Annotated in this window: 13 protein-coding genes; 5 read left to right on the top strand and 8 right to left on the bottom strand. The window is 65.7% G+C overall.

The window, feature by feature from the left end; genetic code table 11:
* Positions 1 to 124 precede the first annotated feature (124 nt).
* From FEF15_RS01280 to FEF15_RS01260, 5 genes are read left to right on the top strand one after another with little or no spacing between them, the layout of a single operon-like run.
* A complete protein-coding gene (locus FEF15_RS01280; protein WP_163557267.1) occupies positions 125 to 1,525 on the top strand; it encodes a c-type cytochrome in 1,401 nt (466 codons plus the stop codon).
* Between the two features lie 3 nt (positions 1,526 to 1,528).
* Positions 1,529 to 3,295: a cbb3-type cytochrome c oxidase subunit I gene (locus FEF15_RS01275; RefSeq protein ID WP_163557266.1), complete on the top strand. Its 1,767-nt coding sequence runs from the start codon at positions 1,529 to 1,531 to the stop codon at positions 3,293 to 3,295.
* A complete protein-coding gene (locus FEF15_RS01270; protein WP_163557265.1) occupies positions 3,292 to 3,987 on the top strand; it encodes a cytochrome oxidase subunit III in 696 nt (231 codons plus the stop codon). The genes FEF15_RS01275 and FEF15_RS01270 overlap by 4 nt, the downstream gene beginning before the upstream one ends.
* 13 nt (positions 3,988 to 4,000) lie before the next feature.
* Positions 4,001 to 4,753 (top strand): heme-copper oxidase subunit III family protein, encoded by a 753-nt coding sequence (locus FEF15_RS01265; RefSeq protein ID WP_240454032.1) that lies wholly within the window; start codon positions 4,001 to 4,003, stop codon positions 4,751 to 4,753.
* Between the two features lie 25 nt (positions 4,754 to 4,778).
* Positions 4,779 to 5,096, top strand: coding sequence for a cytochrome C oxidase subunit IV family protein (locus FEF15_RS01260; RefSeq protein ID WP_163557264.1), 318 nt, complete (start codon positions 4,779 to 4,781; stop codon positions 5,094 to 5,096).
* Between the two features lie 42 nt (positions 5,097 to 5,138).
* On the opposite strand, the gene FEF15_RS01255 is transcribed toward FEF15_RS01260, so the two are convergent.
* The 8 genes from FEF15_RS01255 to FEF15_RS01220 form a co-directional block, all read right to left on the bottom strand.
* Positions 5,139 to 5,327, bottom strand: a complete 189-nt coding sequence (locus tag FEF15_RS01255) for a hypothetical protein (protein WP_163557263.1) — start codon at positions 5,325 to 5,327, stop codon at positions 5,139 to 5,141.
* 94 nt (positions 5,328 to 5,421) lie between these two features.
* Positions 5,422 to 6,681 (bottom strand): TRAP transporter large permease, encoded by a 1,260-nt coding sequence (locus FEF15_RS01250; RefSeq protein ID WP_163557262.1) that lies wholly within the window; start codon positions 6,679 to 6,681, stop codon positions 5,422 to 5,424.
* Entirely contained in the window at positions 6,678 to 7,211 is a 534-nt protein-coding gene (locus FEF15_RS01245; RefSeq protein ID WP_163557261.1) for a TRAP transporter small permease, read from the bottom strand. Before FEF15_RS01245 ends, FEF15_RS01250 begins: the two co-directional genes overlap by 4 nt.
* A gap of 12 nt (positions 7,212 to 7,223) precedes the next feature.
* Positions 7,224 to 8,219, bottom strand: a complete 996-nt coding sequence (locus FEF15_RS01240) for a TRAP transporter substrate-binding protein (protein WP_163557260.1) — start codon at positions 8,217 to 8,219, stop codon at positions 7,224 to 7,226.
* Between the two features lie 97 nt (positions 8,220 to 8,316).
* The gene (locus tag FEF15_RS01235; protein ID WP_163557259.1) at positions 8,317 to 9,420 is read right to left on the bottom strand and encodes an aminotransferase class I/II-fold pyridoxal phosphate-dependent enzyme; all 1,104 of its coding nucleotides are present in this window, start codon (positions 9,418 to 9,420) and stop codon (positions 8,317 to 8,319) included.
* 65 nt (positions 9,421 to 9,485) lie between these two features.
* Positions 9,486 to 9,932 (bottom strand): GNAT family N-acetyltransferase, encoded by a 447-nt coding sequence (locus tag FEF15_RS01230; RefSeq protein ID WP_163557258.1) that lies wholly within the window; start codon positions 9,930 to 9,932, stop codon positions 9,486 to 9,488.
* Positions 9,929 to 11,332 (bottom strand): FAD-binding oxidoreductase, encoded by a 1,404-nt coding sequence (locus FEF15_RS01225; RefSeq protein WP_163557257.1) that lies wholly within the window; start codon positions 11,330 to 11,332, stop codon positions 9,929 to 9,931. Before FEF15_RS01225 ends, FEF15_RS01230 begins: the two co-directional genes overlap by 4 nt.
* Before the next feature lie 75 nt (positions 11,333 to 11,407).
* On the bottom strand, positions 11,408 to 13,021 hold the full coding sequence (locus FEF15_RS01220) for an ABC transporter ATP-binding protein (RefSeq protein ID WP_163557256.1): 1,614 nt from the start codon (positions 13,019 to 13,021) through the stop codon (positions 11,408 to 11,410).
* Between the last annotated feature and the right edge of the window lie 17 nt (positions 13,022 to 13,038).

Genomic DNA, 13,038 nt, shown 5'->3' with positions numbered 1-13,038 from the left:
ACACCGAAGCCAGGCAGGCGGTACCGTTTCGGTGTCGCATGGCTGGCATCCCGGCGAGTTCGAAGACGTTTCAGGGATCTACTCATCGGCGAGGCGCGCGCGGGCGTGCAAGGGGTGGTTGCCAATGGCGATAGCGATTGCGTTGATCGTACTGGCGGTGGGCTCGGTGGCGTTCTACCTGTTCAGTCCCTGGCACCTCACTCCCCTCGCTTCCAACTGGGAAGCCATCGACCTGACCGTGAGCATCTCCTTCTGGGTCACGGGCTTTGTCTTCGTGGCAGTGACGCTGTTCATGGTCATTGCCCTGATCCGCTTTCGTTACCGGGGCGACCGGCGCTCCTACTATGAGCCGGAAAACAAGAAGCTCGAAGCCTGGCTCACCGGGGTCACCACGGTGGGCATCGTGGCCTTGCTGGCGCCGGGCCTGTTCGTCTGGGGCTCCTTCGTCTCGGTGCCCGAGGATGCCCACGAAGTCGAGGTGGTTGGCCAGCAGTGGCACTGGAGCTTCCGCTTCCCCGGTGAGGACGGCACGCTGGGGGCGGCCCGGTCGGGGCTGGTCGACGACGACAACCCCTTCGGCATCGACCCCGAGGATCCCCGTGGCCAGGATGACGTCCTGGTGGAGAGCCCGCGGGTGATGCTGCCCGTGGATCGGCCCGTCAAGATGAGCCTGCGTTCCAAGGACGTCATCCACAATTTCAAGGTGGCGCCGTTTCGCACCAAGATGGATGTCGTTCCCGGCCAGACCTCCTATTTCTGGTTCACCCCGACGCAGACCGGCGAATTCGAGGCGGTCTGCGCCGAACTGTGCGGTATCGCCCACTTTGCCATGCGCGGCAAGGTGGAGGTGGTGGAGCAGGCGACCTTCGACGAGTGGCTCGCCGAGCAGCCCACCTTCGCGGAACTGGCCGGGCGATCTCCCGGTGATCCCGAAGCCGGTGCCGAACAGTTTGCTGTCTGTGTCACCTGTCATGGTGGCCAGGGACAGGGGCAGTTGGAGAACAACGCGCCGCGCCTGGCCGGTCTGGACAGCGACTACCTCAAGCGCCAGCTGCGCAACTTCCGGACCGGGGCGCGTGGCGAGAGCGAAGCCGATCCGTTCGGCCAGCAGATGCGACCCTTTGCGGTCTCGCTGACCGACGCTCAGGCCATCCGCGACCTGGCCGCCTTTATCGAGACCCTGCCGGTCGAGCCCACCCGCAAGACGATCGTTGGTGATGCCCAGCGTGGCGCCCGGCTCTATCGCACCTGTGCCAGCTGTCATGGCGCCGAGGGGCAGGGGATGCCTCAGTTCAAGGCACCGCGCCTGGCCGGGATGAACGACTGGTACCTGGTGCGCCAGCTGCAGAACTTCCGCGAGGGCGTTCGCGGGCGTCATCCCGACGATCTCTACGGCAACCAGATGGTCGACATGGCGCAGATCCTGGTCGACGACGCCGCGCTACGCGATGTGACTGCCTATATCGCCACCTTGGACGGGAACTCGACGGTGGCGGCTGCCGATGGGCAGAGCACGGAGGAGTGAACCATGGGCGAACGGGAATACGATGCCAGCTACCAGGCGCCGCCGGCGGAAACCGGCGAGATGGAGCTGGTCCATGCCGAGACGTTCATCGGTAAGTACATCTGGAGCCAGGATGCCAAGGTCATCGCCATCCAGTACATGTTGACCGCCACCGCCATCGGCCTGGTGGCGTTGGCGCTGTCGATCGTGATGCGGCTGCAGCTCGGCTTTCCCGATACCTTTTCGCTGATCGACCCCGCCGAGTACCTGCAGTCGGTGAGCATGCACGGTATGATCATGGTGGTCTACCTGTTGACGGCCTTCTTCCTGGGCGGCTTCGGCAATTATCTGATTCCGCTGATGTGCGGCACGCGGGACATGGTGTTCCCTTATCTCAACATGCTGAGTTTCTGGTTCTACCTGGTCTCCGTACTGATCCTGGCGGCGGGCTTCTTCGTGCCCGGCGGCAGTACCGGTGCCGGCTGGACTCTCTACCCGCCCCAGTCGATCAGCGAGGGGACGCCGGGGGTGGATGGCGGCATCATCACCATGCTGGTATCGCTGATGGTGTTCATCGCCGGTTTCACCATGGGCGGGCTCAACTACGTGGTCACTGTATTACAGGCCCGCACGCGAGGCATGACGCTGATGCGCCTGCCGCTGACCATCTGGGGAATCTTCATGGCCACGGTGATGGCGCTGCTGGCGTTTCCCGCACTCTTCGTGGCCTGTTTGATGCTGCTCTTCGACCGGCTGCTGGGCACGAGCTTCTTCATGCCGGAGATGCTGGGCGTGACCCAGGATGTGGCGCGCGAGGGGGGTAGCCCGGTCCTGTTCCAGCATCTCTTCTGGTTCTTCGGCCATCCGGAGGTGTATATCGTGGCGCTGCCCGCCTTCGGCATCGTCTCCGATCTGATCGCCACTCATGCGCGCAAGAACATCTTCGGCTACCGGATGATGGTCTGGGCACTGATCCTCATCGGCGTGCTGAGTTTCGTGGTCTGGGCCCATCACATGTTCGTCAGCGGCATGAACCCCTACTTCGGCTTCCTGTTCGCCACCACCACGCTGATCATCGCCGTGCCTACCGCCATCAAGGTGTACAACTGGGTGCTGACCCTGTGGCGCGGTAATATCCGCTTCACGCTGCCCATGCTGTTCGCCATCGGCTTTCTGTTCACCTTCCTCAACGGCGGGCTTAGCGGGCTTTTCCTGGGCAACGTCACGGTGGACGTGCCCCTCTCGGATACCTATTTCGTGGTCGGCCATTTCCACATGGTCATGGCGGTGGCACCGATCCTGGTGATCTTCGGGGCGATCTACCACTGGTATCCCAAGATTACCGGGCGGATGCTCAACGTACCGCTGGGCCAGATCCATTTCTGGGTCACTTTCCTGGGCACATACCTCATCTACTATCCCATGCACTTCATCGGCCTCGAAGGTGTGCCCCGGCGCTACTACGCCTACGGCGAGACCACCTTCATCTCCGACTCGGTGCAGTCGCTCAACGCCTTTATCACCATTGCCGCGATCGTCGTCGCCTTGGCCCAGCTGCTGTTCCTGTTCAATATCGTGTGGAGCTATTACCGGGGACGGGAAGCGGGTGACAACCCCTGGCACGCCACCACCCTGGAGTGGCAGACCGCGGAGACCCCGCCGCCCCATGGCAACTTCGGCAAGGAATTGCCGGTGGTCTACCGCTGGCCTTACGACTATTGCGTGCCGGGGGTGAAGGCGGATTTCATCCCGCAGAATGTTCCGCCCCAGGCGGTGGAGCGTGACTCATGACGGTTTCACTGGTCTTCCTGGCCCTCTTGATGATGGGCTTCGGCTTCTGGCTGTTTCGCCAGTCCCTCTTCGTCCAGCCCTGGGTGGCGGAGTCGGCAGGGCAGCTGCCGGCACTTACGGTGTCGCGCCGGTTCACGGCGCCGCGCCTGGGGCTGGTGGTGTTCATGGCGGTGGTAACCTCGCTGTTTGCCCTGATGATCAGTGCCTACCTGATGCGCATGGCCGAGGCGCCGCAGTGGGAGCTGTTGCCGCAACCCAACCTGCTGTGGGTCAACACCGGCATCCTGCTGATTGGCAGTCTGGCCCTGCAGTCTGCCTGGGAGGGGGCGCGTCGCGAACATCGCGGCAGACTGCAGGGCGGATTGGCCGTGGGGGCACTGTGCACACTGGCCTTCCTGGTGGGCCAGTATCTGGTATGGCGCGAGCTGCTTGCCGCGGGCTATTACCTCGATACCCACCCCGCCAGCGCCTTTTTCGTGATCATGTCCGTGCTGCATGCCCTGCACCTGATCGGCGGCCTTGGGGTGGTGGCTCTCTGTTTGCAGCGTGTGGCTCGCCGGACCTCGCTGGCGCAGCTGGTCGAGTGGACCGGTCTGTGCACCCTGTACTGGCACTTCCTGTACGTGGTCTGGCTGGTGCTGTTCGGCGTGTTGTTCGTCGGCGCGGCGCCGCTTTATGCATTGTGTCGCTAGGGAGGTGTTGGCCATGACTCGCCAAGACACGACCCACTGGTCCGATGAGGGCACCATGACAGGGGATACTCTGGCCGCTCGCTCCCCGGAGGCGAGCATCAAGCGAATGATGGCCGACTGGAGCTCGGACCAGCGGGTCTTCAAGCAGGTGCCGTGGGGCAAGGCCATGATGTGGGCCTTCATCCTCAGCGACATCTTCATTTTCGGCTGCTTTCTGATCGCCTACATGACGGTGCGGATCACCTCGACCGAGCCCTGGCCGAATGCCGCCGAAGTCTTCGCACTGCAGGTAGGGGGTGAGTACGTACCGCTATTGCTGATCGCCATCATGACCTTCGTGCTCATCAGCAGCAGCGGCACCATGGCGCTGGCCGTGAAATATGGTTATGAGCGGAACCGCCTGGCCACGACGCTGCTGCTGCTGTTGACCTCGCTGCTCGGGGCCTCCTTTGTCGGGATGCAGGCCTTCGAGTGGACCAAGCTCATCGAAGATGGGGTCAGACCCTGGGCCAACCCCTGGGGCGCGGCGCAGTTCGGGGCCACCTTTTTCATGATCACCGGTTTCCACGGTGCCCACGTCTCCTTCGGCGTGCTCTTTCTGATCATCATGACGGTAAAGGTGGCGCGGGGCTCGCTGGACAAGGAGCGCCCAGGCTTTCTGACCGGGCGCAAGGGCAACTACGAGATGGTCGAGTCGCTGGGCCTGTACTGGCACTTCGTCGACCTGGTGTGGGTCTTCATCTTCGCGTTCTTCTATCTCTGGTAGGCGCGTGCAGCGCCGGGAGGGTGACATGGCACACGAAGAGGGACAGCAGCATCCACTCAGCACCTATCTATGGGTGTGGCTCCTGCTGTTCGTGCTCAGCGTCCTGTCCTACCTGGTGGATTACGTCGGCTTCGAGGGCTACCTGAAGTGGTTCTTGATCACCCTCTTCATGTTGCTGAAGGCGGGCCTGATCATGGCGGTCTTCATGCACATGGTGTGGGAGCGGCTGGCGATCGTCCTGGCGGTTTTGGTACCGCCCGGCGCGCTGCTGTTCCTGATGCTGCTGATGGCGATCGAGGGGGAGTACGTGTTGTCGAGCCGCCTGGAGCTGTTCTTCCAGTAAGCCCGGCGCCCAGAGGCTCGCCCGTCTGCCAGTGGCGGGGCGTCACTCGGGAATCTCGCCGGGTACCCGGTACTCGACAGGGTCGCCCTGGCGATCGTCTTCGTGGCGCTTGACTTCCTCCTCAGCCGGTACCCCCCATACCGTCTCGCGGCGGCCATCTTCCCAGGTGTAGGTGGTGCAGCCGGCGAGCAGGGCGAGCGTCACGGCAGCCACGGTCATCAGTCGGTGCATGAGGCGTCCTTCCTTTTGGATGAGGGAACCGCCCGGGGCGGCATGCCTTGCCATCATCGCGCGGCGGCAGGGTGGCGAACAAGCCTCGCGCGGCTCATCCCGACAGGCCCAGCAGGATCGGCACGTAGACCACCAGCAGCAGCACGCTCACCAGGCCCAGCAGGTAGGGCAGGATGGCGCGGGTGATGCGTTCCAGCGGCAGCTGCGTCACCGACGAGGCGACGTAGAGGTTGATCGCCACCGGCGGGGTGATCATGCCGATGGCCAGACCCACCACGATGATGATGCCGAAATGGATGGGATCGATGCCCAACTGAGTGACCAGCGGGAGCAGCACCGGAGTGAGGATGATCAGCGCGCTGGCCGTCTCGATGAACACCCCCGTGAGCAGGATGACAGCTACCACCAGCAGCATGATGACCAGCGGATTGGTGGAGAGCGACAGCACCCACTGGGCGAGGCTGCCTGGTACCTGCCAGCTCGAGAGTGTCCAACTGAGGACTGCCGAGGTGGCGATCACGAACATGATCACCGCCGTGGTGATCGCCGAGCGGATCAGGATACGATAGACGTCGCCGAGGCTCAGGTCGCGGTAGACGAACAGCGACACCAGCAGGGCATAGTTGACCGCCACGACCGCCGCCTCGCTAGGCGTGAACACGCCGGAGAAGATGCCGCCGAGAATGATCACCGGTGTCATCAGGCCCCAGCTCGCGCCCTTGAAGGTTTGCCAGATCGTGGCTGCCGAGAGTGCGCTGCCCCGCGGGTACTGGCGACGATAGGCCTGGACGATGGCGATGGCGGCGAGGCCGATGCCCATCAAGATGCCGGGAATGATGCCGTTGAGGAAGAGCCGCGACACCGATTGCTGGGCGATCACCGCGTAGATGATCATCGGTACCGAGGGCGGGATCACCACGCCGATGGTGCCGCTGGCGGCGATCAGGCTGGCGGCGCTCGCCGGCTCGTAGCCCTTCTTGCGTAGTTCCGGTACCAGGGTGGAGCCCACCGCGGCCGTGGTGGCCGCGCCGGACCCGGAGATGGCGGCGAAAAACATCCCGGCGAGTACCGAGACGATGGAGAGCCCGCCCTTGAGGAAGCCGAACAGTGCATCGGCGAAGTTCACCAGGCGCTCGCTGACCTTCCCCTGGGCCATCAGGTCCCCGGCGAGGATGAACATCGGTACCGCCACCAGGGCGAAGGAGTTGATGCCCTGGAACATCTGCTGGGTGACGACCATCAGCGGTACGCCCTGGGCGTTGAGCGCCACCAGAGTGCTGGCACCGATGGCCAGGGCGATGGGCACGCCCAGCAGCATCAGGGCGATGAACAGCAGAAACAGCAGGGCGGTCATGGGGGGAGTTCCTCGCTGTCACCGCGATCCGAAGCCTTGCCGTCATCGGGACCGCGGACCAGCAGGCGCACCAGGTCCACCACGGCATAGCCGCTCATCAGCGCCGCACTGATCGGGATCACGGCGTATACCCAGGTCATGGACAGTCGCAACGAGGCGGATTTCTGGAAGCTCTGAGCCAGCATGTAGCGCTGCCCGACCACGGTGAGCGCGATCAGGAAGGCGAGCCCCGCTAGGATGGCCAAAAGCTGGGCGAAGTGGCGGAGCCGGCTCGGCAGCGCCTCGACGACGAAAGTCACGGCGATGTGCCGGCCGCGCTGGAAGGCCAGGGTGGCGCCGAGAAAGGTGATCCACACCAGCAGGAAACGGGCGACTTCCTCGGTCCAGCCCACGGCAGTGAAGAAGACGCGCGAGACGATCTGCAGGGTGATCACGGCGATCAACGCCGCCATGCCCGCGAAGACCGCGGGCTGAATGACGGCGTCGATGGCGCGCTCGAGGCGTTCGAGCAGGCCCAGCAGCTTGTGCATCGGGCCTGTCACTTACTGCATGGCCTCGCGGATGCGCGACAGGTAGTCGCCGAACTGGTCGCCATACTGCTCGTAGACCGGGTCCACGGCGGACTGGAAGGCCGCGATGTCGGGTTCCTCGACGATGGCCATGCCGGCCTCGCGCAGATCGGCCAGCTGCTCGGCCTCCATCTCGGCGTTGACCCGGCGCTCATGCTCGGCGGCTTCCTGGGCGGCCTCTTCGATCACTGCCTGTGCGGCTTGGGGCAGCTCGTTCCATACCGGCATGCCCATGACGAAGATCGCCGGGGCGTAGGTATGCCGCGACAGGGTCATGTGGTTCTGGGTCTCGTAGAGCTTGAAGGAGTGGATGACGTTGACCGGGTTCTCCTGGCCGTCGATGGTGCCCTGCTGCATGGCGGTGAGCGCCTCGGTCCAGGCCATGGGCACGGCGTTGGCACCCAGCTCGCGGAAGGTGTCGGTGTAGACGGGGTTCTCCATCACGCGGATGCGCAGGCCGTCGATATCCTCGGGGGCGTTGACCGGACGCACGCTGTTGGTGAGGTTGCGAAAGCCGCGCTCGGCGTAGGCCAGGCCCTTGAGGTTGACCTCGCCGAGCTTGTCGAGCAGTTCCTGGCCGATGGGCCCGTCGAGCACCTCGTAGGCCGCCTGCGGCGAGGGGAAGAGGAAGGGCAGTTCGAACACCGCCATCTCCTCGACGAAGTTGGCCACCGGACCGTTGGTGATCACGCCCATCTCCACGGTGCCGATCTGCATGCCCTCGAGGAGGGTGCGTTCGTCGCCGAGGGTGGCGTTGGGGTAGATCTCGATGTCCACCTTGCCGTCGGTGCGCGCTTCCACCAGTTCCTCGAACTTGGTGGCGGCGATATGGAAGCCATCCTGTTTGTTGACCACGTGGGCCAGGCGCAGGGTGACGGGCTCCATGTCGGCGAATTCCGATGCGTTGGCGGCGGTGGCCATGGCCAGGGAAACACCGAGTGCCAGCGTGCTGCGTGCAAAACCGTTCATTATGGTTTTTCCTCTGTCGGTTCAGTCTCTTGGGGACAGTTGAGAATGCCTCACGGGAGGGAGGCGGTCAATCGGCCTTGGCTGTTGCAAGGTCGGACTACCCGCTCAGGGTACGCTCGAGAATCTCGAAGCGGCCGGGCTCCAGGGCGTCGGCCACGGCGGTGATGCGCAGGATGTGGCCAAGGTCCGGATGCCCCGGCCGGGCGATCAGGCGGCCTGCCTCGAGTAGCTCGCGGTGCAGCCGCCCGGCAAGGTCGGCATCGGACAGGCGCAGGGCGATGAAGTTGGTGGCACTGGGTAGCACTTCGGCACCCAGGTCGCGAAAGTGGCCGGCAAGCCTTTCGCGCCGGGCTTTCACTGCCCTCACGTGTTCTCGCACTTCGTCATTGTGGTCGAGAACGGTCTCGGCGGCAGCCAGCGTCAGGGTGGAAACGGCGTAGTGGATACGCACCTTCATCATCATCGCCAAGGTGTCGGGCTCGGCCAGGGCATAGCCGATGCGCAGGCCGGCCATGCCGTGGGCCTTGGAGAGCGTGCGCAGGCGAATCACCCCGGGAAGCACCTCGCGGCTGAAGGGCGACTCGGCGTCGTCGCGAAAGTCGTGGTAGGCCTCATCGAGCAACAGCCAGCAATCCTCGGGCAGGTCACGACGCAGTTGGCGGATGGCGTCGTCGTCGTGGAGGTGGCCGCTGGGGTTGTCGGGGTTGGCCAGGTAGACCAGTCGCGCCTGATGCTCATGGGCCGTCTCGAGCAGGGCGTCGAGATCGGGGGCGAGCAGCCCGGGGTGTTCGGCATAGGGCCGTTCGAGCAAACGGCAGCCCTGGCCCTCGGCGAAGTAGCCGAAGGTGGGGTAGGTGCCGGCGGCGCTGACCACCGTGCAGTCGGGGGTGCAGGTGGTGCGCAGGGCCAGCGCGATCAGGCTGTCGGCGCCGGCGTCCACCAGGGTCGCCTCCAGGGGAAAGCCGTGCAACGCACAGAGGCGTTGCCGTACGCCGAGCGCTTCGGCGTCGCCGTAGCAGTAGGCGTGTTCGGCCATGGCGTCGCCGAAGCGCTCGCGCAGGGCGCGGTGAGGCATGTCGAGCCCCTCGTTGGAGCCCAGGCGGTGGGGAATCGTCCGGCCGATGCGGCGCTCCAGCACCTTGATGCCAGGAAAGGGGTTGCTGGGGCCCTGACCGCTCAGGTGGTCGGGAAAGCGGGGCATGGCAATCTCCCGGTATGGTTGGGTGGTTTTATGCTGGACCGGTTGCCCCGGGCCAGCAAAGGCATTCAGGTTGCCAACTGGTAGGTCTGCCAGTCCGTGTGGGTCGCCCAGCGGTCGTAGACGGCACGCGCCCGATAGTTCTGCTCGCGGGTGATCCAGCGCACGAAGGGCCAGCCCAGGTGGCGCGCCTCGGCCATGAGGCCCTCGAGCATGGTGTCCACGGCGCCACTGCCGCGGTGGGCCGGGTCGACGAAGAGGTCGTCGAGAAAGCCCACATAGGTGCCGCGTAGCGGGGAGGGCATGGCGCGAAAGTGCATCAGTCCCACGGCCTCGCCGGCGGGGGTGAGCGCCAGCCGGCAGTGGAAGGGCTCCGCCGGGTCGTGGATCCACTGCCAGACGGTGTCGAGAGTGGCCTGGGACGCGGGCAGGCCATAGTAGTCGGCATAGCTGCGGAAGAGGCGCTCCCAGTGGGAGCGGTCGGCCGCCGTGGGGGTGGTGAGAGTGACGCTCATGGGCTCTCCTCCGGGGCTGGGGGCAGCACCTTGTGGCGATTGAGCAGGTGGTAGGGGTCGAGCGCCTGCTTGAGGGTGCGCATCAGCGCGATTTCCTCGGGTGTGCGCGACAGTGACAGGTAGCCGCGCTTCTCGAGGCCGATGCCGTGCTCGGCGGAGACGGAGCCGCCGAGCCGGGCGAGCGGGGCATAGACTAGCCGCTCCACGCTGCGCCGAGCCTCGGCGCCGGCGCTGCCGACGCTCACCGAGACGTGCAGGTTACCGTCGCCGAGATGGCCGAACACCACCAGGCGCCCCGCCGGCCAGGCGTGGGACAGGGCGGCCTCGAGCCCTTCCACGTAGGCCGCCATCTCGGGGATGGGCAGGCTGATGTCGAAGGTGAAGAGCGGAGAGAGCGCCTGGATCAGCCCCTCGATGTCCTCGCGAATGGCCCAGAGGGCGTCGCGCTGGGTGGCCGAATGCGCCACGACCGCATCGCTGATCAGTTGCGCGGCAAGGGCCGTCTCCAGCGCCTCGCCAAGCTGGGCCGCGTTGCGGGCGTCATCCAGGCCGAGGGATTCCACCAGCACGTAGTAGGGGGCGCCAAGGGCGAGCGGTGGCGTATGGCGGCCGCTCTCCTCGGTGAGCAGCCGATAGTGGTTCTTCCACATCACCTCGAAGGTGCCCAGGGCACCGCCCAGGTGGTGGCCGAGATGGCGCAGCAGGCCGGTGAGGGCGTCGAAATCGGGGCAGGCTACCAGGGCGGTCTGCTCGCTGGGCAGGCGTGGCTGCAGCTTGAGCACGGCGCGGGTGATGATGCCCAGCGTTCCTTCGCTGCCGATGAACAGCTGCTTGAGATCGTAGCCGGCGTTGTTCTTGAGCATGCGGTTGAGCGAGCTGACCACGCTGCCGTCAGCCAGTACCGCTTCGAGGCCGAGCACCTGCTGGCGCATCATGCCGTAGCGGATCACGCGCACGCCGCCGGCGTTGGTGGCGATGTTGCCGCCGATGGTGCAGGAGCCGCGGGCTCCCAGGTCGAGGGGAAACTGCAGCCCCTCCGCCTCGGCCGCTTCCTGCACGCGTTGCAGGGGCACGCCGGCCTGCACGGTCATGGTGCCGCCGATGGGGTCGAGGGCCTCGATGGCGGTCAGGCGCTCCAGCGAGATCGCCAGCTCCTCGGGGCTCGCCTCGCCGCCGTGAACCAGTCCGGTGAGCCCGCCGTGGGTGACCACCGGCTGGCGGGCGGCATGGCACAGGCGCATCACCGCCGCTACTTCGTCGGTATCGCCCGGGCGCACGATCGCCCCGGCGCGGCAGCGCTCGCCGCTGAGCCAGTCGACCTGGCGGGCGGCCACGTCGTCACCGGTGAGCACGTTGCCGGGGCCGACGACGGCAGCAATGTTGTGGAGAAGGGCGTCCATTCGGTCTCCTTGCTGGAAATCAGGCATCAGGCATCAGGCATCAGGCATCAGGCATCAGGCATCAGGCATCAGGCATCAGGCACTGGCGAGTACCGCATCCCGCCCGGGGATCGCCTCGAGGAGCTCCCGGGTGTAGGCGGCCTGGGGCGTACGGAAGATCGCCTCGGCGGAGCCCTGCTCGACGATGCGGCCGTGCTGCATGACGATCAATCGGTCGCAGATCTGGGCCGCCACGCGCAGGTCGTGGGTAATGAAGAGCAGCGACAGCGAGAGCGTTTGCTGCAACTGCTCGAGCAATTCGAGGATCTGCGCCTGGATGGAGACATCGAGTGCCGAGACGGCTTCGTCGGCGACGATCAGCTCCGGCTCCAGCGCCAGGGCGCGGGCGATGCCGATGCGCTGGCGCTGGCCGCCGGAAAACTCGTGGGGGAAGCGGTCGGCGACACCGGCCAGTCCCACCAGTGCCAGCAGCTCATCGGCCTTGGCCAGGGCCTGCTGTCGCGGCACACCGTTGGCGATGGGCCCCTGGGCGATGGCCAGGCCCACTCGGGTGCGCGGGTTGAGCGAGGCGTAGGGGTCCTGGAAGATCATCTGCACCCGCCGGCGCTCGCGCCGCAGGGTCTCGCCCTTGAGAGTGGTGAAATCGACGCCATCGAGCAGTAGCTGGCCGCTATCGGGGCGCTCCAGGCGCACCACGCAGCGGCCCAGCGTCGACTTGCCGGAGCCTGACTCGCCGACGATGCCCAGGGTTTCGCCGCGGCCCAGGGTGAAGCTGACATCATCGAGTGCTTGCACTTCGCGGGCCGGCTTGAAAAAGCCGCCGCGCGAGCGAAACACCTTGTCGAGGTGGCGTACTTCAAGGAGCGGTGTCTCTTCCTCCCGGCGACGGGTGGGCGGGACGGCATTGGTGGGAATGGCATCGATCAGTGCTCGGGTGTAGTCATGCCGGGGGTGGTCCAGCACGTCCCGGGCTTCGCCCAGCTCGACGACCTCCCCTTCGCGCATCACGCACACGCGGGTGGCAACCTCGGCGACCACGCCGAAATCGTGAGTGATGAACATCACCGCCATGCCGTGACGCTGCTGAAGGTCGCGGATCAGCTCGAGGATCTGCGCCTGGGTGGTGACGTCGAGCGCGGTGGTGGGTTCGTCGGCGATCAGCAGTTCCGGTTCCAGCGCCAGCGCCATGGCGATCATCACCCGCTGGCGCTGGCCGCCCGAGAGCTGGAAAGGGTAGGCGCGAATGGCGCGCTCGGGCTGGGGGATGCCCACCTCCTCGAGCAGCGCCAGGGCGCGTGCCTGGCGCTCCTTGGGCGTGTAGCGGCCGTGGGCCTCGAAGACCTCGGCGATCTGGGCTCCCACGCGCATCAACGGGTTGAGCGCAGTCATTGGCTCCTGGAAGATCATGCCGATGCGCAGGCCACGCAGCGCGCGGTGGGCGTTCTCGTCGAGGGTCAGCAGGTCCTGGCCATCGAACAGGATCTCGCCGGCGGTGGCGTGGACGCCCTTGGGCAGCAGTCCCATCACGGCGTTGGCGGCCATCGACTTGCCGGAGCCGGACTCCCCGACCACGCAGAGAATCTCGCCGGCGGCCACGTCATAGCTGACGTGCTCCACGGCGAAAGCGCGGTCAGCCCCCTTGGGCAGCGCCAGGGTCAGGTCGCGAATGCTGAGTACGGTTTCGGTCATGGGACTCTCCCGGTGGG

The sequence above is a fragment of the Halomonas sp. NO4 genome, from assembly GCF_010994375.1.
In the GTDB taxonomy this organism is placed as follows: Bacteria; Pseudomonadota; Gammaproteobacteria; order Pseudomonadales; family Halomonadaceae; genus Halomonas.
Note: the sequence above shows the minus strand (reverse complement) of the source record. Positions and strands in the feature narration are given on the sequence as shown.

Excerpts from the sequence above, each read along its gene's own strand:
- FEF15_RS01250 (WP_163557262.1), bottom strand. The coding sequence starts at position 6,681 with ATGACCGCCCTGCTGTTTCTGCTGTTCATCGCCCTGATGCTGCTGGGC.
- FEF15_RS01220 (WP_163557256.1), bottom strand. The coding sequence starts at position 13,021 with ATGACCGAAACCGTACTCAGCATTCGCGACCTGACCCTGGCGCTGCCC.
- FEF15_RS01265 (WP_240454032.1), top strand. The coding sequence starts at position 4,001 with ATGACTCGCCAAGACACGACCCACTGGTCCGATGAGGGCACCATGACA.
- FEF15_RS01275 (WP_163557266.1), top strand. The coding sequence starts at position 1,529 with ATGGGCGAACGGGAATACGATGCCAGCTACCAGGCGCCGCCGGCGGAA.
- FEF15_RS01225 (WP_163557257.1), bottom strand. The coding sequence starts at position 11,332 with ATGGACGCCCTTCTCCACAACATTGCTGCCGTCGTCGGCCCCGGCAAC.
- FEF15_RS01260 (WP_163557264.1), top strand. The coding sequence starts at position 4,779 with ATGGCACACGAAGAGGGACAGCAGCATCCACTCAGCACCTATCTATGG.
- FEF15_RS01230 (WP_163557258.1), bottom strand. The coding sequence starts at position 9,932 with ATGAGCGTCACTCTCACCACCCCCACGGCGGCCGACCGCTCCCACTGG.
- FEF15_RS01270 (WP_163557265.1), top strand. The coding sequence starts at position 3,292 with ATGACGGTTTCACTGGTCTTCCTGGCCCTCTTGATGATGGGCTTCGGC.
- FEF15_RS01255 (WP_163557263.1), bottom strand. The coding sequence starts at position 5,327 with ATGCACCGACTGATGACCGTGGCTGCCGTGACGCTCGCCCTGCTCGCC.
- FEF15_RS01280 (WP_163557267.1), top strand. The coding sequence starts at position 125 with ATGGCGATAGCGATTGCGTTGATCGTACTGGCGGTGGGCTCGGTGGCG.
- FEF15_RS01235 (WP_163557259.1), bottom strand. The coding sequence starts at position 9,420 with ATGCCCCGCTTTCCCGACCACCTGAGCGGTCAGGGCCCCAGCAACCCC.
- FEF15_RS01240 (WP_163557260.1), bottom strand. The coding sequence starts at position 8,219 with ATGAACGGTTTTGCACGCAGCACGCTGGCACTCGGTGTTTCCCTGGCC.
- FEF15_RS01245 (WP_163557261.1), bottom strand. The coding sequence starts at position 7,211 with ATGCACAAGCTGCTGGGCCTGCTCGAACGCCTCGAGCGCGCCATCGAC.